1 protein-coding gene is annotated in these 668 nt (G+C 69.6%); it reads right to left on the reverse strand.

Annotation, left to right across the window (positions count from 1 at the left end; translation table 11 throughout):
- Positions 1 to 646: FAD-binding oxidoreductase (locus tag EOA24_RS40080; RefSeq protein WP_245502006.1), on the reverse strand; the 646-nt coding region annotated here is incomplete at its 3' end.
- Positions 647 to 668: the final 22 nt, after the last annotated feature.

A 668-nucleotide genomic window follows, 5' to 3' on the forward strand; every position in this document is an offset into this window, starting at 1 on the left:
CCACATAGGCGTCCAGCGCGCCGCCCGGCACCGACACGTCGAAGGAGGGCGCCATCGGGTGCGCGCGCTCGATCTCAACTGTCTCCTCGCGCAGCCGCCACATCTGGGCGGCTTGCGCCTCGGAGCTCGCGACCAGCCCGTCGATGATGCCGGCCTCTTCCCAGATCGCCGCCAGCCCGTCCTCAAACACCCCTCTGGCCGCCTCGACACTGTCCGCGCTGAGCCCCAGCACCAGTAGGCAGGGCGCATCGAGCGGCAGCTGCCCGGGCGCATAGCCCAGCCCCCGCTGCATCAGCGAGGCGAAATTGCGCCACAGGATCTCGGCGGCGCTGAGCCGCGCGCTGGTCGAGCCCAGAAAATGCCGCACGATGCGCTGGGCGCTTGCCGCATCCGGCACGCCGACCAGCGCCGTGGCGCTGGCGCCTGCCACCGGGTCGAGCCGCACCGCCACGCGCGTGACCATCCCAAGCGTGCCCTCCGCGCCAATGAAGAGATGTTTTAGATCATAGCCGGCGCTGGTCTTGAGCACCCTTGTGAGGTCGGAAAACACCCGCCCGTCCGGCAACACGGCTTCAAGGCCGAGCACGCGGTGGCGCATCGTGCCGTTGCGAAACGCCATGATGCCGCCGGCATTGGTGGAAACCATGCCGCCGATCGTGGCGCTGCCG

Origin of the sequence: Mesorhizobium sp. M2A.F.Ca.ET.039.01.1.1 (assembly GCF_003998035.1) — a bacterium.
Taxonomy (GTDB): Bacteria; Pseudomonadota; Alphaproteobacteria; order Rhizobiales; family Rhizobiaceae; genus Mesorhizobium.